24 protein-coding genes and 1 riboswitch are annotated in these 25094 nt (G+C 48.5%); of the genes, 12 read left to right on the top strand and 12 right to left on the bottom strand.

What is annotated here, in order from left to right:
- Nucleotides 1-32: 32 nt before the first annotated feature.
- From thiE to ACR1R9_RS22885, 11 genes are all read right to left on the bottom strand, one after another.
- Nucleotides 33-698: a thiamine phosphate synthase gene (thiE, locus tag ACR1R9_RS22935; RefSeq protein WP_175383445.1), complete on the bottom strand. Its 666-nt coding sequence runs from the start codon at nt 696-698 to the stop codon at nt 33-35.
- The gene (gene thiD / locus ACR1R9_RS22930) at nt 698-1510 is read right to left on the bottom strand and encodes a bifunctional hydroxymethylpyrimidine kinase/phosphomethylpyrimidine kinase (RefSeq protein ID WP_433922599.1); all 813 of its coding nucleotides are present in this window, start codon (nt 1508-1510) and stop codon (nt 698-700) included. Before thiD ends, thiE begins: the two co-directional genes overlap by 1 nt.
- A complete protein-coding gene (gene thiM, locus ACR1R9_RS22925) occupies nt 1510-2319 on the bottom strand; it encodes a hydroxyethylthiazole kinase (protein ID WP_076290434.1) in 810 nt (269 codons plus the stop codon). Before thiM ends, thiD begins: the two co-directional genes overlap by 1 nt.
- Before the next feature lie 150 nt (nt 2320-2469).
- Nucleotides 2470-3537, bottom strand: coding sequence for an ABC transporter substrate-binding protein (locus ACR1R9_RS22920; protein ID WP_326064748.1), 1068 nt, complete (start codon nt 3535-3537; stop codon nt 2470-2472).
- 48 nt (nt 3538-3585) lie between these two features.
- Entirely contained in the window at nt 3586-4398 is an 813-nt protein-coding gene (locus ACR1R9_RS22915; protein ID WP_433922600.1) for an ABC transporter permease, read from the bottom strand.
- Nucleotides 4385-5152, bottom strand: coding sequence for an ABC transporter ATP-binding protein (locus ACR1R9_RS22910; RefSeq protein ID WP_326064750.1), 768 nt, complete (start codon nt 5150-5152; stop codon nt 4385-4387). The genes ACR1R9_RS22915 and ACR1R9_RS22910 overlap by 14 nt, the downstream gene beginning before the upstream one ends.
- A gap of 174 nt (nt 5153-5326) precedes the next feature.
- Nucleotides 5327-5429, bottom strand: a riboswitch (TPP riboswitch).
- A 107-nt stretch (nt 5430-5536) separates the two neighbouring features.
- The gene (gene hisC / locus ACR1R9_RS22905) at nt 5537-6658 is read right to left on the bottom strand and encodes a histidinol-phosphate transaminase (protein WP_326064752.1); all 1122 of its coding nucleotides are present in this window, start codon (nt 6656-6658) and stop codon (nt 5537-5539) included.
- A gap of 24 nt (nt 6659-6682) precedes the next feature.
- Nucleotides 6683-7459, bottom strand: coding sequence for an ATP-binding cassette domain-containing protein (locus ACR1R9_RS22900; RefSeq protein WP_310851962.1), 777 nt, complete (start codon nt 7457-7459; stop codon nt 6683-6685).
- Between the two features lie 24 nt (nt 7460-7483).
- A complete protein-coding gene (locus ACR1R9_RS22895) occupies nt 7484-8269 on the bottom strand; it encodes an ABC transporter permease subunit (protein ID WP_076290430.1) in 786 nt (261 codons plus the stop codon).
- Nucleotides 8270-8296: 27 nt separating this feature from the next.
- On the bottom strand, nt 8297-9352 hold the full coding sequence (locus ACR1R9_RS22890; RefSeq protein WP_433922601.1) for an ABC transporter substrate-binding protein: 1056 nt from the start codon (nt 9350-9352) through the stop codon (nt 8297-8299).
- Nucleotides 9349-10491 carry an iron-containing alcohol dehydrogenase family protein gene (locus tag ACR1R9_RS22885; protein ID WP_433922602.1) on the bottom strand — a complete coding sequence of 381 codons (1143 nt, stop codon included), beginning with the start codon at nt 10489-10491 and terminating at the stop codon, nt 9349-9351. Before ACR1R9_RS22885 ends, ACR1R9_RS22890 begins: the two co-directional genes overlap by 4 nt.
- Before the next feature lie 289 nt (nt 10492-10780).
- Between ACR1R9_RS22885 and ACR1R9_RS22880 the strand changes: the two genes are divergently transcribed.
- The 10 genes from ACR1R9_RS22880 to ACR1R9_RS22835 all read left to right on the top strand — a co-directional run bounded on the left by ACR1R9_RS22880 (nt 10781) and on the right by ACR1R9_RS22835 (nt 21984).
- Complete coding sequence (locus ACR1R9_RS22880; protein WP_076290427.1) at nt 10781-11473, top strand: aspartate/glutamate racemase family protein; 693 nt, start codon at nt 10781-10783, stop codon at nt 11471-11473.
- A 136-nt stretch (nt 11474-11609) separates the two neighbouring features.
- Nucleotides 11610-12485 carry a radical SAM/SPASM domain-containing protein gene (locus ACR1R9_RS22875; RefSeq protein ID WP_064640556.1) on the top strand — a complete coding sequence of 292 codons (876 nt, stop codon included), beginning with the start codon at nt 11610-11612 and terminating at the stop codon, nt 12483-12485.
- A 367-nt stretch (nt 12486-12852) separates the two neighbouring features.
- The gene (locus ACR1R9_RS22870) at nt 12853-13521 is read left to right on the top strand and encodes a pectate lyase (RefSeq protein ID WP_076290425.1); all 669 of its coding nucleotides are present in this window, start codon (nt 12853-12855) and stop codon (nt 13519-13521) included.
- A gap of 670 nt (nt 13522-14191) precedes the next feature.
- Nucleotides 14192-14785, top strand: a complete 594-nt coding sequence (locus tag ACR1R9_RS22865; protein WP_076290424.1) for an ECF transporter S component — start codon at nt 14192-14194, stop codon at nt 14783-14785.
- Nucleotides 14786-16294 carry an ABC transporter ATP-binding protein gene (locus tag ACR1R9_RS22860; protein ID WP_433922603.1) on the top strand — a complete coding sequence of 503 codons (1509 nt, stop codon included), beginning with the start codon at nt 14786-14788 and terminating at the stop codon, nt 16292-16294.
- Nucleotides 16269-17063, top strand: a complete 795-nt coding sequence (locus ACR1R9_RS22855; protein WP_433922604.1) for an energy-coupling factor transporter transmembrane component T family protein — start codon at nt 16269-16271, stop codon at nt 17061-17063. Before ACR1R9_RS22860 ends, ACR1R9_RS22855 begins: the two co-directional genes overlap by 26 nt.
- Nucleotides 17064-17171: 108 nt before the next feature.
- Complete coding sequence (locus ACR1R9_RS22850) at nt 17172-19460, top strand: PQQ-binding-like beta-propeller repeat protein (protein ID WP_433922605.1); 2289 nt, start codon at nt 17172-17174, stop codon at nt 19458-19460.
- A gap of 131 nt (nt 19461-19591) precedes the next feature.
- Nucleotides 19592-20410 carry a methionine ABC transporter ATP-binding protein gene (locus tag ACR1R9_RS22845; RefSeq protein WP_076290420.1) on the top strand — a complete coding sequence of 273 codons (819 nt, stop codon included), beginning with the start codon at nt 19592-19594 and terminating at the stop codon, nt 20408-20410.
- Nucleotides 20400-21068: a methionine ABC transporter permease gene (locus ACR1R9_RS22840; protein ID WP_083678999.1), complete on the top strand. Its 669-nt coding sequence runs from the start codon at nt 20400-20402 to the stop codon at nt 21066-21068. Before ACR1R9_RS22845 ends, ACR1R9_RS22840 begins: the two co-directional genes overlap by 11 nt.
- Before the next feature lie 76 nt (nt 21069-21144).
- Nucleotides 21145-21984, top strand: a complete 840-nt coding sequence (locus ACR1R9_RS22835; protein WP_076290419.1) for a MetQ/NlpA family ABC transporter substrate-binding protein — start codon at nt 21145-21147, stop codon at nt 21982-21984.
- A gap of 125 nt (nt 21985-22109) precedes the next feature.
- On the opposite strand, the gene ACR1R9_RS22830 is transcribed toward ACR1R9_RS22835, so the two are convergent.
- Nucleotides 22110-22973: a helix-turn-helix transcriptional regulator gene (locus ACR1R9_RS22830; protein WP_099855384.1), complete on the bottom strand. Its 864-nt coding sequence runs from the start codon at nt 22971-22973 to the stop codon at nt 22110-22112.
- Nucleotides 22974-23115: 142 nt separating this feature from the next.
- On the opposite strand from ACR1R9_RS22830, the gene fabF reads away from it, so the two are divergent.
- Both fabF and ACR1R9_RS22820 read left to right on the top strand, forming a co-directional pair.
- Nucleotides 23116-24354: a beta-ketoacyl-ACP synthase II gene (fabF, locus tag ACR1R9_RS22825; RefSeq protein WP_433922606.1), complete on the top strand. Its 1239-nt coding sequence runs from the start codon at nt 23116-23118 to the stop codon at nt 24352-24354.
- A 307-nt stretch (nt 24355-24661) separates the two neighbouring features.
- Nucleotides 24662-25081: a hypothetical protein gene (locus tag ACR1R9_RS22820; protein WP_076290416.1), complete on the top strand. Its 420-nt coding sequence runs from the start codon at nt 24662-24664 to the stop codon at nt 25079-25081.
- Nucleotides 25082-25094 lie beyond the last annotated feature (13 nt).

Raw genomic sequence — 25094 nt, 5'->3', positions numbered from 1 at the left:
GCACACGGGCTGGCGGTGCAGGGAGCGCATGGCTACGCCTGCATCCCGCGCACCGCCGCAGCGAACTGCGCAGCCGCTGCGCGCACATCGGCCGCGCCCGCGATGGCGGAGATGACGGCTACGCCGTCGGCTCCTGCCGCCATCACGGCGGCCGTGGTATCGGGCGTAATGCCGCCGATACCCACCACTGGAACTGCGATGCCTGCGGCGCGCAGTTCGGCTACCCCGGCGGGGCCCAGCACAGCGTGGGCATCCGCTTTGGACCGCGTCGGGTACATTGGCCCGACGCCAAGATAGTTGGCGCCCGCCTGCACCGCACGGCGGGCTTCCAGCACGGAGTGGGCGGATACGCCAAGCATCCGCCCTTCTCCGATGCGGGCGCGTACCAGCACCGCGTCCGCATCGTCCTGGCCGACATGGATACCGTCGGCCTCCACCGCCACAGCCAGCTCCACATCATCGTTCACGATGAACGGTATCCCGTGCTGGCTGCACATCTCGCGAAGCCGCCTCGCAAGCGTGATGCGTGCTTCGCCAACCAGAGCGCCAGTTCCTTTTTCCCGGAACTGGAACAGCGTAATGCCGCCAGCGATGGCTTGGCGCAGCACTTCCACCGGGTCACGCGTCGTATTCACGCTGCCCATGACCAAATACACCTGCAGCGCATGCCGTATTGCTTCTGCATCCAGAGGGCGCATTACTGTTCACCCCGCAGTCTGCGCTGATACGCAAAATGATTCGTCGGCCCATGTCCGTCCCCAATCCCCAGCTCATCTTCGATGGCTGCCTGAATGAATGCTCGCGCGGTGGTGACGGCAGCCAGTACAGTTGAGCCCTTCGCCAATTCGGCAGTAATGGCCGCAGAATACGTGCATCCCGTTCCATGGGTATGCCTTGTCACTACCCGAACGTTCTCCAAATAGTGAAAAGATTGCCCATCATAAAGCACATCGACAATCATCCCACTTCCCTCATCATGACCACCTTTCACCAAAGCATACGTGGAGCCCATCTGCACGATTCGTCTTGCGGCTTCTTCGCGCTGACTCAAATTTAAAATGGACATTCCAGTAAGAAGCTCGGCTTCCGGAATGTTTGGTGTTGTGATCAGTGCATGAGGCAGCAGCTCTGTAATTAACGCTTGAACGGCCTCCTTTTGTAGCAGGGGAGCGCCACCTTTGGCAACCATAACCGGATCGATGACCAAATTGGACCATCCATATTGCTGCCATTTCTCGGCAACCAGTTTAATTATTTCAGCACTATAGAGCATACCCGTCTTCACAGCTGTAGGCTGAAAATCATCACCAGTCGAATCCAACTGTTGAGCAATACCTTCATATGAAATTGGGAAGACGCCCTGCACACCTGTTGTATTTTGGGCAGCAATAGCTGTAATTATAGTCATGCCGTACACACCAAGCTCCTGAAAGGTCTTCAGATCAGCTTGAATTCCGGCGCCGCCACCATTATCGGAACCAGCAATCGTCAAAGCCTGCGCAATACTCATTACGCACCTCCATCAAACTGGCGAACCTGTGCCCGCTCTGCGAGAACGTCAGGTGTCACTTGGGCCAGTTGATTCAGCAATTCGATCTGGAAGCTGCCCGGTCCAAGGTCAGCGGTGCGTTCCGCCGCAATCTCTGCTGCAACGCCATAGAAAGCGAGTGCCTCCACAACACTGTTCAGCAAGTCTTCTCCCGGTTTAGCAATGGCTGCAAAAGCACCAATTACCGAGCTGAGCAAGCAGCCTGCACCAGTCACTTGGGTAAGCAAGGCATGTCCATTACTCGTCAGAAACGTCGTTTGTCCATCCGTAATGACATCCTCGCGTCCGGTAATGACGACCACACAGCCGAGTTTTAGTGCTGCCCGTTTCGCTATTCCGATTCGATCTCCTTCGCCTTGACCTGCATCCACACCTTTGATGCTCCAACGCTCACCGATGACATTGGCGACTTCTGCCACATTGCCCCGCAACACCGTGAGGCGAAGCTCACGAACGAGCATCTGAACGGTTTCCGTACGATAGGCGGTTGCGCCAGCTCCAACCGGATCGAGCACAACAGGTACGTTATTTGAATTAGCTGATCGACCAGCCAAACGGATCGCCTCAACCACCTTTTCGTCCAGTGTGCCAATGTTCAGTACAACTGCTCCTGACATCTTGGCAACATCAGCGACTTCTTCATGCGCATAAGCCATAAAGGGAGATGCACCTAGTGCGAGCAAACCGTTGGCCGTAAACGGAGCGACGACAATATTCGTAATGTTATGAACAAGCGGATTTTGCGTACGAACACGTTCCAGATAAGACATATAAGTTCCTCCTTATAAATAAGCAATTTGATCAATAAAAGCAGGCAGGGCAGGATGCCCTTATATCCGTTGTTAATTCTGCAACGTTGTTGAATAGTAATGAATTAGCAACTTTCAAACTCTCTTGATCTCACCCAGCAGTCGAGTTCCTTACTCACCCTGCAAGTTGATAAAAGCATCCTCAGCCTTTACGGAATCCGGAATCAGTTCACTTTGAACCAACCATGCACGTACATTTTCCCAAGAAGAGGCGTCCTGCCTGCCAAACGGCTGACCTTCTTCATTCATCAGTGGCAGTAAAATATTCAGACTTTTGGTTTCGATCTCCGGGTCAAGAGGAGACGTTTCGTTCTCATGTGCGAGCAGAATGTTCAGCGCGTCCTCGGGATGCTCTGTTACATATTTCTGTCCTTCCTGCATCGCTTTGATGAAGCGGGTAAGCTGATCTTTTTTCGCTTCAATACCCGTATCACTTGCAGTGAGGACCAGTTCATAATAATCAGGTACGCCGTAATCGACGGGATTGATCGATTTCATGGCATGACCTTCCTTTTCCAGAATCAATTGTTCATGGTTAATAAAACCACCCATAATGGCATCTGCCTGTCCGGAGGCCAGGGAAGGAATCAGGTCAAATCCTACATCGACCAGATTCATCTTGTCGGCATTACCGCCATCTTGGCTGATCATGGTACGCACCATCGCTTCATACAGAGGGATTGAGGAATAGCCAACCGTCAGCGTTTCAAGATCTTTTGGCGATTTCACTTTACCGTTGAGTTCGGTCAACAGATGCACGAGCGGATGACGAACGACCGCAGCAATTGAACGTACAGGAATGTTCTCCCCACGCGCGAGCAAAATTTGCGGCTGGTAGCTTAGTGCCAAATCGATTTTCCCGGCGGCAACAAGTTTGAGGGCATCATTCGTATCAGCAGGCATCTGGATTTCCACGTCCAGACCTTGATCCGCGAAGTAACCTTTTTCCTGAGCAACATAGATGAAGGAATGTACTGCATTTGGGTACCAATCGAGCATGATGGACAGCTTCTCTTTGGATTCCGATGGCGTTTCTATCGCAGATGAGTCTGTATCGTTTGCATTGGAAGTTGAGTCTGTGGAGGGCGTATTGATGCCCGTTTTACCGCATCCGCTGACGATCAGCAACAGAGACATGAGCAGAATGGGGAGCAGGGAATAGATATGCTTTTTATTCATAACGTAAAGTCCCTCGTTTCTTTTGTTTTTTGTTTTGAAATCCGAAAGTTATCCAGCTTTTCTTCTACCTGCATGACGTGAGGTACTGAATCTTCTCTCCATCCATGCAATGAGTACAAACAGGGCGATACCAAGTAGGGATAATAGCATAATGGCGGCGAACATCGCATCCGTGTTCATATTGCTCGACATTCTGCGGCTGAAGTAGCCAAGCCCCTTGCTTCCACCAAGCCATTCACCGATCGTTGCACCGACCACACAATACACCACAGACATTTTCAGTCCCGAAAAGAAGGAGGGAAGGGCAAGTGGAATCTGGAGTTTGCGAAAAATATCCCACTTGGTGGCCCCCATCGTCAGCAGCAGTTCACGCTGCTCCGGATCACCCTGGCGCAGGCCATCGTAGGTGCTCACCACAATTGGGAAAAATGCGATCAGGAACACCACCGCCACTTTACTCCACAGCGTGTAGCCAAACCACAGGATGAAGACGGGGGACAGGGCAATCAGCGGGATCGTCTGACTGATCACGATGAAGGGATATAACGCTTTTTCAATCGACCGATTCATATGCATACCCGTTGCAAGTGCAATTCCGGCACCAATGGACAAGCCAAAACCAACGACAACCTCCATCAAGGTGGCGGGCAGATGTGTAGCCAGCAGAAGGTGGTGATGTTCATACAGCGAACGGACAATCGCCGTCGGGGCTGGAATGATGAAGGAAGGCACCCATCCCATACACACAATCCACTCCCAGAGAGCAAGCAGCAAGATCATGAGCAAAAGAAACAGACCATAACGGGCAAGCCAACCTCTTACGCTATGCTTCATGCTATCTCTCAAGTTACCGTCTCGCATGCAATTGTTCCTCCAGTAGTCGTCTCATCTGAACGAGAGCCGGTTCGTAGATCATGTCCGAATGTCTTGGACGTGGCAAAGGTACCGTCAAATCCTGCAGCTGTTGGTCTTGGCCCACCGGAGTTAACAGGATAATCCGATCACTGAGCAGCAGGGCTTCTTCAATGTCATGTGTGATGAACAACACGGTTTTGCCCAGGCCCTCCCAGAGCTCCAGTAGCCACCGATGCATCTCACGTTTGGTCAGGGCATCGAGTGCGCCGAATGGTTCATCCAGGAGCATGAGTTGGCCACCTGTCAGCAAAGTACGAAGCAGCGCGACACGCTGGCGCATGCCACCTGACAGCTCGTCCGGGTAAGCATGCGCCTGACCGGATAAGCCAAATCGGTCGAGACCGGCCAGAATGTCCGCTCGAATCCTTACCTTATCCTGCCGACCTGGAGCAAGTTCAGCGGGGAGCATGCAATTCTCCAGGACGGTTCTCCAGGATAATAGGAGGTCCTTTTGTGGCATGTAGGCCACCTGCCCCAGTCGCTTTCCTTCTTGAACCCAAGGAATGTCAATGGTTCCGTGTGTTGGCTCAAGCAAGCCTGCCAGCAGCTTGAAGAGGGTACTTTTACCGGAGCCGCTGGAACCGATGAGCGAAACGAATTCTCCTTTGGCTACACGCATCGACAAATTGGAGAGCACGGGGGAATCCCTTTTTCCCGGGAAAGCGTAGCTCATGTTGTGAAGGGTTATATCGTTATCCATCTCGTTCCGTCCCCCTTGTTATTCAAAATTCAACCTCAAACCGCGGGATCTTTAATTACACCTTCTGATCTGCCCGCAGAACGCGAAAAAGACCCACCCATTTCCGGAGAAATGAGTGGGTCTGTAAGTCAATTCACATTAAATTTCATCATCAACATGAAAAAATCCGCTTACTGAGAGGCCGCTCCACTTCCCTCCGCTGGTATGATCCAGATCAGGTTCAAAGGGTCCGAATCGTTCGATTCGTCTCAGCCGCAAGGCTCCCCTAGTGCAATGTTCAAGATATGCAGTTGTGTGTTCAGCATATATCACATGCAAGTGGAATGTAAAGGGGCGGCTTAAAAGAAGTGTGCGTAATGTGAGTTAGGAAAGTAACCTAGGATTCTAATCGTTGGAATGTAACAGTGAATCAAGCTCACCGATCAGCCGGGCAATCTGCTCAGGTGTGCCAATCGTAATCCGAAGCCAGGTAGGCATACCGAATTCGGCACCGCCGCGAACAGAGATGCCTCTGTTCAACAATTCTTGGGTAATCGGGCCACTATCCTGCAACAGATCCACCATAATGAAATTTGTTTCGGAAGGGATGTAGGGTAAGTTCCAATGATCAAAGGACTGCATTAACGTTTCCCGTCCCTGACGATTGTAGTGCAGGCAATGAGAAACAAATCCATGATCATCCAGGCTGGCCGAAGCAGCGGCTTGGGATGTGGCTGTCAGACTGATAGGCAGCTTGACCCGGTTAATGCCTTCAATGATGCTTTCATTCCCGATGCCATATCCAATACGCAGGCCGGCCAGTCCATATATTTTGGAGAAGGTCCGCAAAATAATCAGATTATTGTACTGCTCCAGCAGCTTAACCGTATCAGGATAATCTTCACTTTCCGCGAATTCATAATACGCTTCGTCCAGGACAACCACGACATGGGAGGGAACATGTTCGAGTAAACCAAGCAGGGCATCTGCCGTGAAAATGGTTCCGGTTGGATTATTCGGATTGCACAGCCAGATGATTCGGGTAGAAGCATTAATCCGGTGCCGGAATTGCTCCAGGTCCAGCGAATGGTTGACCAAAGGCACTTCATGAATAACCCCGCCTGCCAGCAGCGTAGCGCCCTTATACCAGTTAAAGGAGGGCACCGGAATGAGTGATTCCTCGCCGGGATTAAGATAGGCTTGGGCGGTAAGGGTTAGGAGCTCGAATGATCCACTGCCAAATACCAGTTGGGAGGTACGCACACCCAGACGTTCCGCAAGTTTGTCACGGAGCAGTTGGCTGGAACCGTCGGGGTATTGAGCCAAAAGATCGGAACCCAGCGATCTGACCGCTTCTGCTGCCAGGGGAGAAGAACCAAACGGATTTTCGTTCGCTGCAAGTCGATCTACACTTTCCAGTCCCAACTCCCTCCGGATCTGTTCCATGGATTTGGCAGGCGTATAAGCCGGAATTCGATTTAACAAGTCTTTAACAGGTGGAGAGGGAACGGATGAAAGGGATTGCATAATCAAGCCTTCTTTCCAGTGGAATTAGATCGAGAATGATATCTGTTTCTGGGCAATCTGCTGTGGTGTCTCTTGTGGAGGAGTCAACAATCGATTCAGAATCAGGTTTTCAAAATGAGCAAACCCGCTGTCCCGAATGCGAGGCCGCTCCAGCGTAATTCGGGTATCCATCGTTATATGACCATCCTCGATTAGCAGCACCCTGTCTGCCAGCGCAACCGCCTCGCTGACATCATGCGTGACCAGAATGACGGTCAGATCTTCTTCAGCCCACAAGCGTTCGATTAACTGCTGCATCTCAATTCGGGTTAATGCATCCAATGCACCCAGCGGTTCATCCAGCAGCAGTAAGCGCGGATGACTTGCGAGTGCTCGTGCCAAGGCGACACGTTGTTTTTGTCCGCCAGATAATACCCCCGGCCAATCACCTTCACGCTCTTCAAGTCCTACATTGCGAAGTGACTGGCGTGCATCTTCCTTGTTCTTGTCGGGGATGCCCAGTCGTACATTGTCGAGCACGGATTTCCAAGGCAGCAGCCGGGCTTCCTGAAACAGAAATCGTGTCTCGGGTGCTGTACTGCCAAGCTTTCTGTTGCTCAGCATAATGCTCCCGGAAGAGGGGGGTTCCAGCCCGGCGATCAGACGCAGCAAAGTACTTTTGCCGCAGCCGCTTCGTCCAACGATGGCTACAAATTCCCCTTGTCTTACATTGACGTTAATGTCGGATAGAATTGTACGCTGATCATACGATTTCTGAACCCCATCTACTTGAAGAAAAGGACTGATCTGACTTGTACTCATGGATTAATTCACGCTCCTTTGGCTTTACTTGCGGGATAGAGCCGGGTTCCAGCGCAGCCAGCGCCGTTCCAGCCATTTGGCGATGGTATCGGACAGCTTGCCCAGCAAGGCATACAGCAGAATGCTTAAGACGATTACGTCCATCTGCATGAATTCCCGCGCGTTCATTGCCATATATCCAATCCCCGCATCCGCCGCAACCGTCTCGGCTACGATGAGGGTCAGCCACATAATGCCAAGTGCATAACGAACACCCACCAGAATGGAAGGCAGTGCACCAGGCAGGATAATGTCTTTATAAAGGGACCAACGACTGAGGCCATATACTTTGCCCATTTCAATCAGACCGGGATCGACCGATCGTATGCCGTGGAACGTATTCAGATATACCGGAAAGAATACACCCAGGGAAACGAGGAATAATTTGGCTTCTTCACCGATCCCGAACCACACAATAACGAGGGGGATCAAGGACAGATGCGGAATGTTACGGATCATCTGTACCGAGGAGTCGGCGATCTTTTCCGCAAGGGAGGAGATGCCGTTCAGCACTCCCAGCAGAAAACCCAGACCCCCACCAATGAGGAATCCTCCCAAAGCCCGTCTGGCGCTAATACTGATATTGTTCAGTAGTTCACCGTTACCAAGCAGACGAATGAAGGCCTCCAGTACTTGAGCGGGACGGGGCAAAATATTGGCTGCAACAACTCCGGATGCAGTCAGCCATTGCCACAGAGCCAGAATGAGTAGTGGTACAACAAAAGGAATGAACTGGTTAAACCATGCCCGGTTAAAGGTTTTGGACCGCACGTTATGCCTACCTCCTTGCTTCCTTCGTTATTGACTACCTGGAGCTGGAAGTTGATCTTGAAGTGCATCACTCCAGAATGTGCTCACATCGACTGCCTGCCCAAAAATTCCCGCTTGCTGAAACGTATCTGCTACGTCCTGTTCGGACTTGATGGCCTCATCAGAAATGGCAACAATACGTGATGGGCGTTGTGCTTCTCCATCCGTGTAGGTTTTAAGGGCTTGTTCCACCGGCTGGTGGGTGTTGTCTGCTGTAATTTGAGCCCATGTATCCTTATTGGCACGAGCCCAATCATTGAATTTGTTGATTCGCTCCAGATAATCGGCAAGGGCCTCTTTCTGTTCCGCATTGGCAATAGCCTGATCGGAGGCGGCTACAAGGAAGCTGCCTGACAGGATATCTTTGGCGCTGGCGAGCGTTGTTGCTTCATTCTGATGTGCGGAGATGATGGCATTGCCGTAACTGGCAAGGGCATCCACTTTCCCGCTAATCAGGGCGCTGAGTCCATCGGCTGTTGAAAGTTCGACCGGACTGATGTCACTCCAGGTTAATCCGGCTTCCTCCAGCATTTTGAGCAGGAAATAGTGGGCCGTTGTATTTTTTACGAAAGCAACTTTCTTGCCTTTCAGGTCAGCAACCGATTTGATCGAAGAATCTTTGGGAACAACGACCTCCTGATTTAAGGTGCTGCCTTGTTGTACCGCTATAATTTTGAAGCTTCCACCATTGGCAGCCTGAGATGCAAAAATGGGCGGAATTTCACTGGTCACACCAAAGTCCAATTGATTTGCAGCCATCGCTTCGAGGATCAGGTTACCTCCCTGAAATACGTTATAAGTGACTTTATAGGGGGTGTCATCGAGTCCGGCGGCTTTTAGCCCCAATTCGAGATTGCCCCATCCGGTCTGACCAACCCGAATAGTAACGTCTTTATTCGAAGCAGCTGATGCTACTGTCGGTGTTGTGCCTGTACCGGTGGCCTGATTATCAGTTCCGGGAGAGCAGCCGGAAATCAGCAACAACAGAAGCGCACTCAGAAAGGCAGTTAAGGGAAGAGTGTACTGGCGGTTTGGACGGATCATAGGGAGGAAACCTCCTTGGTGTATGTACTGCTTTCACTAGACTGACTGGATTCTATGAATGTTTGGCCGATGCGGTCTGCCTGAAGAATGGCTTCGGTTACCTGCGCCGTGCTAACTCCGAAGGAGAGATGTGCCGCACTGCCTTCCCGCAGCTGTAGTCCTGCTGCAATGCGCGCAGCAGCTTTCTGAGGCTGTTGTTGTATCCCAAGTTGGGCAAGAGTGATGGGCAGATTCAGCTTATGTAACAGAGTGGTCAACTCATGAAGCTCATCCCCTGCTTTGCCTTCAAGAATCCACTGGGTGAAGAGTCCAAAGGCTACCTTTTCTCCATGTAGCGAAGCGTGTGTTTCGGGTAATTTGGTGAGGCTATCATGCAGCCCGTGAGCAATCGCAGCATGAAGTGATCCATCGCTAATGCTGCCTACAAGTCCTGCGAGCACAATGATGGCATCGGCAACATCACGGAATTGAGGTGTACTACCGGTTGTATCGGTGGATTCATAGACATCGATGGCGTGCGCTTCAAGAATATCGAGTGCAAGCTTGGCAGTGCTGACACTGTTTCGGAGAGTGAGGCTGGTGGCGTTGCCACTTAGATTAACGGCGAACTCATGCCATTTTACGAGTGTGTCACCGATCCCAGCGGCCAAATACCGCCTTGGTGCACTCGCCAGAATATGAGGATCAGCCAGAACGAGATTGGGCGAACGGCGCAGGGGACGATATCCTGCAGCTTGGCCCTGTTCATCATAGAGCACGGTTAAGGCGGACCAGGCAGCGCAGGTTGCGGCAATCGTAGGGACCGTTACAATGGGCAATTGGGCTTGCTCGGCCACCGCTTTGGACAGATCGAGAACTTTACCACCACCGACGCCGATAATCAGATCAACATCCAGATCGAAAGCTTGCTGCGTAAAAGTATCAATCTGGCCTGTTGTAACTTCACCATGAAACAACTGCACATGGAACTTGATCTTATGCTCTTCCAGTGAAGGAAGAAGGTAAGGCTTTACGGCTTTTAATGCAGCCTCACCGGCGATGATGAGAACATGCTGCCCAAGCTGTGCAATCCGCGAACCACTTTGCTCAAGAATGTTAGCCTCGTGTACATATACTGCGGGTGCCTTAACAGTAATCATGAATACACTCCCCTTATAACTTATTATTCTTACGTTTTAACTTGGTTTTAAATTGTTTAGATTCTAGCATTGCGTTTCAGCAACCACAATAACCCGGACAATCAATACATCCTATACTTCGATTGAAAGAATCTATAAGTAATAATAGAACGGGGGAACGAGGGGCAATCGACTCTTTACTTTGCTTATGTTACGGAGGCAGGTTTATTTAAGATGTAAGATACGGTACAATGTCTAATAATTTCTATAGGTTGCTTTCGGGATATGACCAATGGAGAGGGGAGTGCTTATGAAAACTATTGGCCTTATTGGCGGAATGAGTTGGGAGTCATCGTTAGAATATTATCGAATTATTAACGAAGAAGTAAAAACTAAATTGGGAGGATTGCATTCAGCCAAGTGCATTTTATATAGCGTGGATTTCGAAGAAATCGAGCGCTATCAAGCTGAAGGAGAATGGGAAAGCGCTGGGAAATTATTAGGCAATGCTGCTCAGTCTTTGGAAAAGGCAGGAGCTGAAATGATTGTAATTTGTACAAATACGATGCATAAAGTAATTAATCATATTGAAGAAAAAGTTAGCTTACCCGTTGTGCACATTGCTGATTCAACAGCCAATCAGATTCTAAAGTCCAAAATAAGTACAGTTGGTTTACTTGGCACTAAATATACGATGGAACAGGACTTCTATAAAAAACGAATTGAGTTTAATGGTATTAAGGTTTTGGTGCCGAATGAAGAGGATCGAACAGGCATAAATAAAGTAATATATGAGGAATTGTGTTTAGGGAAAATTCAACAAGAATCAAGGGATTATTATAAAGAGGTTATTAAGAGATTAGTTGATCATGGAGCCGAGGGGATAATATTAGGTTGCACCGAAATTGGTTTATTAGTAAAACCGGAGGATTCAGAAGTGCCCTTATTTGATACAACACGAATACATGCCATTGAATCTGTTAATCTGGCATTAGCCAAATAAAATGGACCTAAAGGGATAAACCGGTTCTCGGATTTACCTTGGCACCTGAACCCGATATAATAGTGGTGGCACATATGGGCCGGATCACAAATGAGGGTGGGACTGTTCTCCCTCTAAGCAGAATGGGGACCCCGAGTTGAAAACGTTCAAGAAAGTATATATTGAGATCACAAGTATATGTAATCTGGCATGCAGCTTCTGTCCGCAGACCAAACGTGCCAAAAATTTCATTGACCCTGAAGTCTTCAACAATATATTGGATCAGATCAAACCCCATACCAAACATATTTATTTACATGTCAAAGGTGAGCCGCTGCTTCATCCCAAAATTGATCTGTTACTGGATTCAGCGCATGAAAAGGGATTCAAGGTTAACATTACGACAAACGGTACGCTGCTGCCCAAAACCCAGCACAAACTGCTCGGCAAACCGGCACTGCGTCAGATGAACTTCTCCCTGCATAGCTTTGATGGTCACGAAGGTTCTACAGACCGTGAGGGTTATCTGGGCAATGTGTTGTCTTTTGTCCGGGAAGCAGTGAAGCACAATGTCATTATTTCATTCCGACTCTGGAATTTGACACAGGATAACTTCACGAATGCGCAGATGAACCGAAACCGGGAGACGCTGGAGGTTCTTGAACGTGAGTTCAATCTGGATTTCCGTATTGAGGAGAAGGTGGTGCCAGGGAGCGGTGTCAAAATTGCCCCGAATGTGTATCTGAATCAGGACCATGAATTCCAGTGGCCGAGTCTGGATGCACCCGAAGATGATGGTAAAGGCTTCTGTCATGCGCTTCGCAGTCAGGCTGCCGTGCTTGTCGATGGAACTGTAGTTCCATGCTGCCTCGATGGTGAGGGTGTAATTAACTTGGGTAACGTTCATGAAAAATCGTTCTCGGAGATTGTGGATGGTGAACGAGCCAACAATCTGTTCTATGGTTTCTCCAAACGGGAAGCAGTGGAGGAATTATGTCGGAAGTGTGGATATCGTCAGCGGTTTGGCGCTTAAAGCGTAATTTAATAAATAAAATGAGATGCAAAATAATAGAGATCACGTTGTCTGGAAACAGATGAAGTGGTCTTTCGTTTTTTTTATAGGCCCATACAGGAACATATAGCCCTAAATTACAAGTTGTAAAAGAAGCATACCCTAAGTTGAGATCGGCACATTACACAATGGAGTACGATACAAAAAATGCCGAAATCACAGACATAATGCTGTCATTTTGATATCTAAGCTAATGATTATTATCGTAACATTCCTTTTTTGGTAGGATCAGGGTAGGTTCCGAGCCAGAGGTGCACCTCTGATCGGTTCCTTGAGGACAAGCTTATGCTTGTACGCCAATTCATCTGAATAAGGGAGGATTTAAGTGATGAAAAAAATGTTGACGTTGTTGCTGTCCGCCGGTCTGGTTGCTTCATTGTTCGGTGCAATTCCAGCTTTTGCTGCACCTACTGTTGTGAACTCAACGATTATTGTAGCCAAGGGAGAAACTTTTGATGGCAAAGGCCAAACGTATGTAGCCAACCCTTCCACCCTGGGAGATGGATCTCAAGCGGAAGATCAGAAGCCGGTATTTCGGTTGGAGGCAGGCGCCACACTCAAAAATGTAATTATCGGTTCACCTGCAGCTGACGGTGTTCATTGTTACGGTAACTGTTCTATTTCGAATGTGGTATGGCAAGACGTGGGCGAGGATGCACTGACGCTGAAGTCTTCCGGAACCGTAAACATCACTGGTGGAGCAGCTTACAAGGCCTATGATAAAGTATTTCAAATGAATGCAGCCGGAACGATTAACATTAAAAATTTCCGTGCAGACGATATTGGCAAGCTGGTACGCCAGAATGGCGGAACAACCTTCGCCGTGAACATGACGCTCGACAACTCGGACATTTCCAATGTCAAAGATTCCATTATGCGTACGGATAGCAGTACATCGCAAGGCAAAATTACAAATACCCGTTATTCCAAAGTACCGACCTTGTTTAAAGGCTTTGCATCGGGCAAAACAAGTCAATCCGGGAATACACAATATTAAAACGGAGCTTACCGGTTCGCAAGAATTTTCCTCTAAACAATATGATGCATAAACAATTAAAGGGGCTGTCCCATCAGTCATGAATATGACGGGGGACAGCCCTTGTTTGCGTTATCTTGGTTTAATGAACCTGACACACGTTATTCACTCACATTTGCACCTTTCTGAGATGTAACGAATCACAGAGACGTTACTTCTTGAAGCAGAAGCATATTTGTACAAAGAAGAACATATAGTTAATCACTCTTTCTTCTAGGTTAAACTGATTTTTCCTTATCAGTATTGTCACAAATACCCATGTGTTGTACAGTAGAAGCAATGAAATAAGTGAACCGGGAGCTCAATGAAGTTGGGCTGAGAGAGCGGCCTTGTGCCGCTGACCGTATATCTGATCTGGGTAATGCCAGCGTAGAGAACATGAATTTGCGATGAGCAATGGTAAGCGATAAGAGATAGAACATAAATGTCAGCGTTTCTTGGTTGCAACGGAATTTTTCTGATGTAACGGGGATGGTGTCGTTTGTTGTCTCCTTTCTCTATATCTGCCTAATGCGTAGCATCGTGAGAATTGTAAACTGTGCGTATGGCCTGCCTGGGAACCGGGGAGGCTTTTTTGTTTGTTTTATTATTTATTTTAAATCAAGGGAAACAGAGGAAGGAAGTAGAGAACATGTCAACAGCAGTGGGTAGCAACAGATTGAAGTTAACCGATATTTTGGTAACGATTGTGATTGCAGTGGTCTTCGGGGTGATCTACAAAATATGGGGACCTACATATGATCTGATGAAGCCATTCGGCGTTCATGCGGAGCAGATGATTTACGGCATGTGGTTCATGGCGGGCACCTTTGCCTTTGTAATCATTCGGAAGCCAGGTGTAGCCATTCTGGCAGAAGTTGCGGCATCCACGGTGAGTGCTTTTCTCGGAAGTGAGTGGGGCATGTCCACACTGGTATATGGGCTGCTGCAAGGGCTGGGTGCAGAGATTTTCTTCGCCGCATTTCTGTATCGGAAAAGCAATCTGCTCGTCACTTGCCTTGCGGCTATTGGTGCAGCGGCGGCGTCGCTTGTACTGGATTATCAGTACGGGTATATTGATTCCCTCTCGGCTTGGAACTATACACTGTTTATCGGGTTCCGCTTCATTGGCAGTATTCTGATTGCAGGTGTATTCGCCTATTATCTCGCTAAAGCGCTGGAGCTTACAGGTGTAACACGATCCCTTAGACCGGTGTCGAAGCAGGATTATGAGGCGCTGGACTAGATGAATGAAGTGGAGAAAGTGCAAGCGGTAGGTGTTACGAATCTAAGATGCAAGTTCCCGGGAGAGAAGGCCTTGGTGTTTCAAGGCTTGTCTCTCTCTGTGCGTCAAGGGGAGAAAGTGTTGTTGCTTGGACCAAGTGGCTCTGGCAAATCAACCTTGCTGCAAATTCTGAGCGGTCTGATTCCGCGATCTGTGGAGATTCCGATGAAATGTGATGATATTCAGGTTCCTGAGCAGCCCGGCATTGTTTTTCAAGATCCGGATACCCAGTTCTGTATGTCGTATACGGATGAAGAGATTGCTTTTGTACTGGAAAACCGGAATATTCCACGCGAGCAGATGCCTGCTCTTATTCATCGATACCTGGAAAAGATCGGGTTATGCTTTGAGCATAATCGCACACTCATTCAATCCATGTCACAGGGTATGAAGCAGCGTCTTGCGATGGCCTCGATTCTGGCCATGGAGCCAGACGTACTCTTTTTGGATGAACCAACGGCACTGCTGGATGACGAAGGAACCTCTCAGGTGTGGGATACGGTGAAACAGATTGCACAGGACAAAACACTTATTATCGTGGAACATAAAATTAATGAAATCGTCGAGTGGGTGGACCGAATCATCGTATTGTCGCCTGAAGGAAAGATTGTGGCAGATGGTCCGGCGAATCAGGTGTTTACAGATGAGCGGAATATGCTCAGGGAATACGGAATCTGGTATCCAGGGGTTTGGGAAGAACGAGGGCAGACGAAAGCACAGACGTTGGTCACAGGAGAGTTTATTCGTTATGGGGCAACAGAAACTGAAAGTATAGATTATAAGGAGAGGGAAACCTCTGCGCTGCCCCAACCAGCACTGGAAATGCAGCAATTCACCGGATGGCGCGGGAAAACGCCATTCATTCAGGTGGAGCAGGCCAAGGTATGGCACGGAGATTGGGTGGGGATTGTCGGGGCTAACGGGGCAGGTAAAAGTTCATTATTGCTGTCCATGATGAATATTCTAAAAACGACAGGTCATTATGGTGTGGAAGGACAATCGGCCGGAAAAACCGAGCAACTTGCAGATCGTATTGCCTTTGTATTCCAGAATCCTGAATTCCAATTCGTGACGAATACGGTTCGGGATGAAGTGGGATTCTCCTTGCTGAGGGGTAAGTTAACTGCCGCAGAAAGAGGTATTCGAACCGATCACATGCTGGAGCAATTCGGACTGACTGAGCTGTCGGGGAGACATCCATATCAATTGTCGATGGGACAGAAACGACGGCTGAGTGTAGCATCAGCGCTGGTACGGGAACAGCGTATTTTGTTACTGGATGAACCTACCTTTGGACAGGATGCGCGGAATACCTTTGCCATGTTATCACAGCTGGAGCGGCTGCGGCGTGAAGGGACAGCCATCGTGATGGTTACGCATGATCATGAAATCGTAAAACGTTATTGCAACCGAATCTGGAAGGTGGATGAGGGGAGGTTAACGGATGCAGCTCTCGTTTCCTCATCGTGAGACCTGGCTTCACGCGGTGAATCCGGGGTTGAAAATGATTTTCCTGACATTGCTGTTTGTCTTCGTCATCCTTGTTCACAACCTGAATGTAATGGCTAATGTGGCAGTTGTCATGCTGTTACTGCTGGGCTGGACGGGTCACCCATGGCCCAGATTATTGCTGTATGCGTCCCCGTTCATTTTGGTATTTATATCAACTTCCACAGGTATGATCATGTTTGGTAAAGGCGAGACCACCTGGTTTCAGTGGGGATTGATTCATATTACCGAAGAGAGCTTCTATCGCGGGTTGCATCTGGGATTTCGTTCCCTAAGTATGGCGGCAGCTGGATTGTTGTTCGGCCTGACCACGAAGCCTGTGCGTCTCTTTTATTCCCTCATGCAGCAGTGGAGGCTCCCACCCAAGTATGCTTATAGCTTTCTGGCGGCGATGCGCATGATTCCGATTTTGCTGGATGAATTCCAGACGTTGCGGTATGCCATCCGCATTCGGGGAACGAGGCAGCGCGGCTCCCGTTGGAATGTGTACGGCATATTGAAACGATATGCGATTCCACTACTTGCACAGAGTATTCGACGTGCGCAGCGTATGGCGGTGGCGATGGAAGCAAAAGGATTCAAGGAAGGTGGGAGCCGAACCTATTACGTTCAGATCGGATATTCCCAAGCGGATGTATGGTTTGTGGGATATTTTATCATCATGTTAACCGCTGCTTATATATTGGGAACCACATTTCCTTATAATTCAACCCTATTGGATGTAAGGTGAGACCTGTAATTATTTGCACCTTGTAAATATATTTGGGAGTAACAGTAACTTTTCCTTGTTCAAAACGTCTTTAATGGAAATAACTTCAAATAGATGAGGTGAACGAGTGTGAAGACAGGGTCGAAGTGGCAAAAGACGGGGTACCTATGGATCACTGTAAGCGGAATATCGGCCGTGCTGTTTACAGGATTCATGCTGATGGATACGAATACGGAAATACAGGCAGGACAGGGCTCTGGTTCGACAACTCAATCCTTATCTGCGCAAACGAAAACGACCTATAAACCGGGTGATACATTGAACTTGGAGGCAGGTATACCCCTATACACCCAAGTTATAGGTAACAAAATGCCCGTTGATTTGATGGGAATACAGTACTACACTTCCAGCAACGAGAAAATCAAAGTACAAGCCGTTCGCGGCGAATGGATCCAATTCCAGGATTACAACAGAGGTGAACTCTGGATTCCCGGCTGGTATGCATCCAAGGAAAGCCGAAGCCTGAAGCCTGTAACTCCCCAGACGTTCAGTCTTCGTCCCGGAAGTAAGCTGTATCTGGCTCCTGGAAGTTCGACAAGTTGGACTCCAAGTCCAACGCTGACAGACCAGGCTTTGATTGTTGCAGCGACGAAAGATTGGTATGGCGTTTCTATTGCCCCGCGCGTCTGGAATAAGGAATCATTCACCTATCGTCCTGCATTGCTGTGGGTTAAAGCACAGGCTGTAGAGCAGCAAGCCATTGTAGCGGATGGTTGGTTTCAAAAGGATGCATCGCAGTCCGCTTTGGCTGTACGTCATTTGACGGATATCACGTTGAACAAAAAAACAACCTCCAAACAAGTCAAACAATGGCTCGGCGAACCGGATTGGAAAGAGAATTCGGCCAATTTGAATGACACCGGTTATACGATGAGTATTGGACAGACTTGGCGATATGAGCGAGCAGACGCGCAATTTTTGGTGACATTCAATAAGAACGGCAAACTTGCCAGAACACGCTGGAATATACCGCAAGATGATCGGAACAATGTGGTGACGGATTGGAGCTTCAGTCGTTCGGATGAATATGAGTTCACAACCAAAATCACAGGCAAGTCATTGCCGATAACGCTACCTTGGAAACCAATATGGACAAATCAAGGCGATATCAACTATACCTTTTTGAAAGCAGCGACAGATGATGTGCTCCTGATGAAAGGGGATGACGGTGGATTCAGTGGTTTTCATTATGAGAGTTCAATGTATGCTCTTGACCGACATTCCGGTAAGAAATTATGGGGGATCAATGGTGGGTTTGGAAGACAGCAGGTAGAAGTGGATGCAGGACGCCAATACGTTACAATGTATACAGACTATGACCCTGACAAGAAAAAATACGTGGATCGTATACGCCACCTCCAATTGGTGAGCGGTGATGTCGTATGGGAGTATGCTCCCAAGCAAAAATTCAGATTGAACGGCATCACTGCCGCAAAGAATGTAGTTGTTGTGAGTAGTCCAGTTGTCGAAGGCTCAAGTAATAGCTGGTTAACCGTGTTGGACAGTGCAAATGGAAAAACATTATGGACAAGAAAACTTAGTACAGGATATCAACTGTTAAACAAAGGTTCAGATGACCCTTATGTGATGTATTGGGAGAAAAACCAACTGGTCGCAGCGGACCCTCTGTCTGGCCGAACCGTATGGAGCATTAAGGTTGGTAAACCGACTGTGGATCATCCTGAGAACAATTCATACTTTGATGGAATATACCGTCTTGATCCCTTTGCGTCAACTCAGCCAGAACGCTGGATGTTGTTGAGAGATCAGTGGGCGTTGCTTGATCTGAATACTGGCAAGAAGCTTGCACAATTCCCTGCTCGGAATGGACAGCAATTTGAGGTGCTGAGCGACGGCAAGCTGCTCATTCGTGAAAACAAGAAAGGGGATATATACGGCGATTACGCAGATTTCACAACCACTCTGTACGATGCCAAGAGCGGCACAAAACGTTGGACGCAAAAGGGCAAGATCGAACGAGGATTTGTGGAGGACGATCAATTATATGTAGTCAAAAACGGTTATCCGGCAGCCCTTGCATATGATACAGGAGAGACACGTTGGAATACACAAAACACGATTTCGTCACTTCGATACCCTACCAATCAGGGGAGTTACGTGGTGATTGAAGATCAGCTTTTGCTGCCGATGGGAGAGGATCTACTGGTTATGGATAAAAATAACGGTACCTTGATTGGCCGTGTGCATGATGTTGTGATGGGCACACCGGAGCACCGGGATCGGGATGCGAAGAATGGAACCATGAATCGATTTGGAAATGAAGTCTATATTGGGTCGTCCAACGGACGGTTTAGTATATATGATGCAAATGATTTGCACACAGATATCTCACGTTAAAGCTTGTTTCATGTGGGATGATGATTTATTATAAATAAACAGGATTGCTCGCGCTCCGGTTATCGGCTGTGCGGGCTTTCTTCATGTGTTCTTGAAGGACCATGTACGATTAATCGCAGGAGGAATCTCCCATGATTTCATTATACGGGGTAAGCAAGCGTTATAACGAGCGTGGGTCCCGTGAAGATCAGGGATTCGAAGCGTTAAGCTCGGTTTCCCTGGAAGTAGGCCAGGGAGAGATCCACGGCATTATCGGCTCTAGTGGTGCAGGGAAATCCACACTTCTGCGCATGCTCAATGGATTGGAGAAGCCGGATGACGGCGAAGTCATTGTGAATGGGCAGCATCTGACCCGGATGAGTGAGAATAGTCTGCGTCAGGCACGGAGGTCCATTGGCATGATTTTTCAGCACTTCAATCTGGTCAGCAATCGGACCGTAAGTGGCAATGTCTGCATGCCTCTGGAACTCGCTGGCGTATCCCGTACCGAGCGGGTTGCACGGGGACTTGAAGTGTTGAGATTTGTCGGACTTGAAGATAAGGCCAACCAGTATCCTGCACAGTTAAGTGGAGGGCAAAAGCAACGTGTTGCCATTGCCAGAGCACTAGCCAGCCGCCCGGATGTGCTGCTCTGTGATGAACCAACATCTTCGCTTGATCCGCAGACCACGAGTGGAATTCTGGATGTGTTGCGTCATGTCAATGAAACGCTGGGGGTAACTATTGTACTCGTTACACATGAGATGGAGGTTGCCCGAAAGCTCTGCAACCGGATATCGGTGATGAAAGAGGGAAGGATCATCAAAACGCTGTCGGAAGCGGAAGTACGCAGCATACCGGCACCGAAGCCTGATCTTCTAACATCCTTGTTGATGGGCGAAGATGTATCCATGAGTGGACGAAATACATCTCTTCATGGCGGTCAGGAGGACCAAAACGATGATACCTGAGTCCGTTGTGAAGTATCAGCATGAAATTTGGCAGGCCATCGGAGAGACGTTTGTCATGGTGGGGATCTCCATCACGGCAGCCGTGTTAATCGGGTTGCCTCTGGGTACACTGCTGTATCTGTTCAGAAAAGGGCAACGTTATCAGAATCGACCTCTGTTCACGATTCTGGGAAGTCTCGTCAACATCATTCGTTCCTTCCCGTTTCTGCTGCTAGTGGTATTTATGATTCCGTTCACACGTCTGCTCGTTGGAACATCCATCGGGACGCTCGCGGCAACCGTGCCGCTCTCGGTCATCGCCATTGCTTATTACGCCAGACTGGTAGAACAGGCATTGCTTGATGTCCCGAAAGGGGTGGTTGAAGCTGCTTCTTCTATGGGTGCATCGACCATACAGCTTGTGGTGAAATTCCTGTATGTGGAGGCTCGCTCAAGTCTTGTACTCGGCTTAACTACGGCAACCATTAGCTTTATCTCTTACTCTACGGTCATGGGTATTGTCGGTGGTGGCGGTGTTGGTGATTTTGCGATTCGTTACGGTTATCAGCGATTCGAGACGGAGATTATGGTATTTACGATTATCATTATGATTATCCTGGTACAGATGATCCAATTTACTGGCAGCAGACTGTCCCGCTGGCTCGATCGCAGATCCTGAAGAAGGACAAGCATTGCAGAAAGATTGAATTACAGCATGAACAATACAGATTACATGATGAAGGGGTTTATATCAGATGAAAGCAAAACTAATGCTCATGCTGCTGGCAGTGACGCTGGTAGCAGCCGGATGCGGCAAAAAAGAAGAAACACCTGCTGCGGAAGGAAATAAGGAAAGCACTCAAGCCGGACAAGAAGTGACGTTGAAAGTAGCTACTTTGATTCCGCCAATGACGGATGTGCTGGATATTGTGAAACCATTGCTGAAAGAAGATGGCGTTAATCTGGAAGTTGTTGTACTTTCCGATAACGTTCAACCGAATACTGCACTGGCGAACAAAGAAGTAGACGCAAACTTCTTCCAGCACGTACCTTACATGAATCAGTACAATGAAGCAAATAACGCTAACTTGGTGGCTGTTCAACCGATCTACAATGCCATCTACGGAGCATATTCCAAGAAGTATAAATCCATTGAAGAATTGCCTGAAGGTGCAACGGTAGCGATTGCCAACGATCCGTCCAACATTGGACGCTCGCTGGTGATGATGGAACAGAACGGCCTGATCAAGCTGAAAGAAGGCGTCGGTTTTAATGCGACGCAAGCAGACATCACGGAAAACACGAAGAACTTCAAGTTCAAAGAAGTGGATCTGTTGATGCTCGCCCGTATGTTGGATGATGCGGATCTGGTTGCCATGACGCCAGCCTATGCGAGTCCGCTTGGACTTACACCGAAGAAGGATGCGCTGTTCACTGAGAAGGATGATTCCCATTTTGCCATTACCTTGGTTGCCCGGGAAGATAACAAGGATTCGGAAGCTATTCAGAAGCTGGCGAAGCGTATGGCTGGTCCAGAAGTGAAAGCCTTCTTTGAAGAGAAGTATGCAGATATTGCAATCCCGGCTTTTAAATAACATCCGTTAATCTGCAACTGAAATGATTGTACAGATAGGATTCAGGACAAACATGAAGACCCAGGCCTCATTGCCTGGGTCTTTTTTTGTTAACTTGTATTACGGAGTAAAGGAGAAGAGCAGCATCAGCTTTTGTCAGAGTCAGGTTCTACCTTTGGCTCCATGAGGCGGATCAATTTACGCTCGGTAGCAGTGTCCGTTGCAGGTGTGTAGATACTGCACCGCAAATCGGCATTTCCCTGAACCTGAAGTGAGGTAAGATCAAAAAGCATTTTGCCAGCTTTGGAATGTCTAAATTCAATCAACACGTCCGGGGCGCTGCTAACACTGCTTTGTTTCCAAAGGGGTTGAAAATCAGGATATCTGTCCATCATGTCATCCAAAAACAAGTTGTACCATTCATCATCGACATATTGACCATAATAAGCACGGAATATAGCCAGAAATCCGCTAACAAAATCCTCCCAATTGACGGCCAGTCTTCGAAATTCTTTTCGTTCAAACAACAAACTGATCATGTTCCGCTGTTCAGCAGGAATCTGTTCAAAGTCCATAAACACATGCCGCGCTGCGTCATTCCAGCCCACAATGTGGCAGCGTCGGTCTGAGATGATTGTGGGACAATTGCGAAGTTCCTGCAATATTTTTTGCAAAGAGGGATGTATTTGGAGTGGCTTCTCATCCAGGATATGAAGTTCCGAATGGTAGTCCAGACCAAGGGAAAACAAATACTTCCGTTCATCCGCTGTCAGCCTGAGAGCTGAGGCGATGTTATCCAATACGGAATGAGATACCTGAATATCCCGGCCCTGTTCAAGCCAGGTGTACCATGTGGTGCTCACACCTGCCAATTGGGATACTTCTTCTCTTCTTAATCCAGGCGTTCTTCTCCGGGAGCCCGCGGGTAATCCGACAGATTCTGGCGAGATTTTGGAGCGCTGGTTTTTCAGAAAAGCGGACAGTGCCTGCAGCCTGACATCATGGTTCATTCCATCACCTTCGTTCCTGAGTTTATCATGGTAGTCATTATACTATTATAATTGACAACTTGTAATAGGATAATACGAATGGCAATATAAGTGCATAACTTAACTAAACAAGTATGGAAAGAGCACTAAAGGAGGATGCATTATGGAGCGTGTTGTTATTACAGGAATGGGGATTATCTCTCCTTTGGGGAATGATGTGCATACATTTTGGAATGGATTGGTGGAAGGCAAATCAGGAGTTTCGCCAATTGAAGCGTTTGATACAACGTCCTATAAAACGAAGATAGCAGGGGTGGTCCGTGATTTTGACGGAGAAGAACGGTTTGGACGGAAGGAAGCACGGCGTATGGACCGGTTCGTGCAATTTGCTGTTGCGGCAGCAGATCAGGCTTTATCTGACTCCGGTCTCGAGATGGACCATGTGGACAGGGAGCGCGTTGGCGTGTATATCGGTTCCGGCATCGGCGGAATCCAGACCCTGATGGAACAAGGCGAACTCCTGTCTGAACGTGGGCCTGCAAGAGTCAGTCCAACACTGGTGCCCATGATGATATCCAATATGGCGGCGGCTATGGTGAGCATGAGATTTGGCTGTTGGGGACCTACTCTCTCGCCAGTGACAGCCTGTTCGATCGGCAACACCGCCATAGGTGAGGCTTTCCGGCTGATCCGTCACGGAGGAGCAGATGTGATTTTTGCTGGAGGGACGGAGGCAGCTGTTACCGAAGTATCACTGGCAAGCTTCGGCAATGCGACGGCGCTATCTACACGAAACGAAGCGTACGAAGGAGCGAGTCGACCATTTGATGCAGGCAGAGATGGTTTTGTCATGGCTGAGGGTGCCGGGGTCTTGGTTGTAGAGTCTTTGTCCCACGCCCTTGCGAGAGGTGCAAACATCCTTGCAGAGATCGTAGGTTATGGTGCCAGTTCAGACGCGTATCATATGGTAGCAACCCATCCGGAAGGACGTGGTGCATACTTGGCCATGAAAGCCGCTCTGGCGGATGCACAGCTTCAGCCGCAAGACATTGATGTCATTAATGCTCATGCTACCAGTACGGAAGCGGGTGATCTTTCCGAGACACGAGCAATCAAGCAGCTGTTTGGTGCGGAAGCCTATTATATTCCGGTAACGGCAAACAAATCGATGACCGGACATATGCTGGGGGCGGCTGGTGGTGCGGAAGCTATATCGCTCATTCAAAGCTTGCGTAGCGGCATCATTCCACCGACAATCAATCAAGAGCAGAGCGATCCGGAATGTGATCTCGATTATGTACCCAACGTTGCAAGAGAAGCTGACCTGAAGATTGGCATGTCCAACTCATTTGGCTTCGGTGGTCATAATGCGGTCATTATTTTACAGAAATATTCATCGTAAACTTACAGAGAGCAGTGACTGCCCGAAGGCGCACTGTTCTCTTTTTATTTGCTGTGCGAAGACTGTTCCGGCTGCGAAAGTGTAATATAGGTCATTAGTTCGCTAGTTGCATGTAAACATGAGAAATGGCCCATGAATATGGTCGGGATATTCGTTAGAATATTCAATAGGGGCACATATGTGCGTATATTTGAATGGATAACGAAATAGGCCGAAGCTTAAGTTTGGTCCATTTTCCATGGTGGTATAGATATAAGGGCTGATAGAGGCTTCTTCTAACATAAAGCTATACATAGGAGGTTAAGCAGTGAACGTATGGATTACGGTGAAAAGTCTGGGTAAACGCAAGCCGGCACTTGCCAAACAAGCTGCCGAACTTCCGGAAACAACCGATACGCTGAGAAAGCTTATTAAGAACATGGTGGCTGAGCAGCTCAAGGCTCTTCAGGACAAGAAGAGTGAAGCGGAATGGCTTGCCTACCTGATGCCCGAAGACATTCAAGAGCAGGGAGCAGCAGGAAAAGTAGGCTTTGGCACAATATATAACGAAGGGGTTCCCGATGTAGAAGGCGCCATGGATACAGCTGTAACCGCATATGAAGATGGGTTATTTAAGGTATTTCTCAATGATGAAGAGTTGCAGGCATTGGATGAGCCGTTGATTATACAGGAAGACGATAATGTGGTGTTTATCCGCTTTACAATGCTTGCCGGACGTATGTGGTAGAGAGTGACGAGGA

The sequence above is a fragment of the Paenibacillus taichungensis genome, from assembly GCF_050994985.1.
GTDB lineage: Bacteria > Bacillota > Bacilli > Paenibacillales > Paenibacillaceae > Paenibacillus > Paenibacillus taichungensis.
This window is presented reverse-complemented; position numbering and strand designations above follow the sequence as displayed.

Bases quoted from the DNA above. Each gene is read 5' to 3' on its own strand.
- ACR1R9_RS22900 (WP_310851962.1), bottom strand. From the start codon at position 7,459: ATGAGTACAAGTCAGATCAGTCCTTTTCTTCAAGTAGATGGGGTTCAG.
- ACR1R9_RS22840 (WP_083678999.1), top strand. From the start codon at position 20,400: ATGATACCTGAGTCCGTTGTGAAGTATCAGCATGAAATTTGGCAGGCC.
- thiM (WP_076290434.1), bottom strand. From the start codon at position 2,319: ATGTCTTATCTGGAACGTGTTCGTACGCAAAATCCGCTTGTTCATAAC.
- ACR1R9_RS22915 (WP_433922600.1), bottom strand. From the start codon at position 4,398: ATGCGAGACGGTAACTTGAGAGATAGCATGAAGCATAGCGTAAGAGGT.
- fabF (WP_433922606.1), top strand. From the start codon at position 23,116: ATGGAGCGTGTTGTTATTACAGGAATGGGGATTATCTCTCCTTTGGGG.
- ACR1R9_RS22835 (WP_076290419.1), top strand. From the start codon at position 21,145: ATGAAAGCAAAACTAATGCTCATGCTGCTGGCAGTGACGCTGGTAGCA.
- ACR1R9_RS22880 (WP_076290427.1), top strand. From the start codon at position 10,781: ATGAAAACTATTGGCCTTATTGGCGGAATGAGTTGGGAGTCATCGTTA.
- thiE (WP_175383445.1), bottom strand. From the start codon at position 698: ATGCGCCCTCTGGATGCAGAAGCAATACGGCATGCGCTGCAGGTGTAT.
- ACR1R9_RS22830 (WP_099855384.1), bottom strand. From the start codon at position 22,973: ATGAACCATGATGTCAGGCTGCAGGCACTGTCCGCTTTTCTGAAAAAC.
- ACR1R9_RS22890 (WP_433922601.1), bottom strand. From the start codon at position 9,352: ATGATCCGTCCAAACCGCCAGTACACTCTTCCCTTAACTGCCTTTCTG.
- ACR1R9_RS22870 (WP_076290425.1), top strand. From the start codon at position 12,853: ATGAAAAAAATGTTGACGTTGTTGCTGTCCGCCGGTCTGGTTGCTTCA.
- ACR1R9_RS22865 (WP_076290424.1), top strand. From the start codon at position 14,192: ATGTCAACAGCAGTGGGTAGCAACAGATTGAAGTTAACCGATATTTTG.
- ACR1R9_RS22920 (WP_326064748.1), bottom strand. From the start codon at position 3,537: ATGAATAAAAAGCATATCTATTCCCTGCTCCCCATTCTGCTCATGTCT.
- ACR1R9_RS22855 (WP_433922604.1), top strand. From the start codon at position 16,269: ATGCAGCTCTCGTTTCCTCATCGTGAGACCTGGCTTCACGCGGTGAAT.
- thiD (WP_433922599.1), bottom strand. From the start codon at position 1,510: ATGAGTATTGCGCAGGCTTTGACGATTGCTGGTTCCGATAATGGTGGC.
- ACR1R9_RS22860 (WP_433922603.1), top strand. From the start codon at position 14,786: ATGAATGAAGTGGAGAAAGTGCAAGCGGTAGGTGTTACGAATCTAAGA.
- ACR1R9_RS22885 (WP_433922602.1), bottom strand. From the start codon at position 10,491: ATGATTACTGTTAAGGCACCCGCAGTATATGTACACGAGGCTAACATT.
- ACR1R9_RS22845 (WP_076290420.1), top strand. From the start codon at position 19,592: ATGATTTCATTATACGGGGTAAGCAAGCGTTATAACGAGCGTGGGTCC.
- ACR1R9_RS22910 (WP_326064750.1), bottom strand. From the start codon at position 5,152: ATGGATAACGATATAACCCTTCACAACATGAGCTACGCTTTCCCGGGA.
- hisC (WP_326064752.1), bottom strand. From the start codon at position 6,658: ATGCAATCCCTTTCATCCGTTCCCTCTCCACCTGTTAAAGACTTGTTA.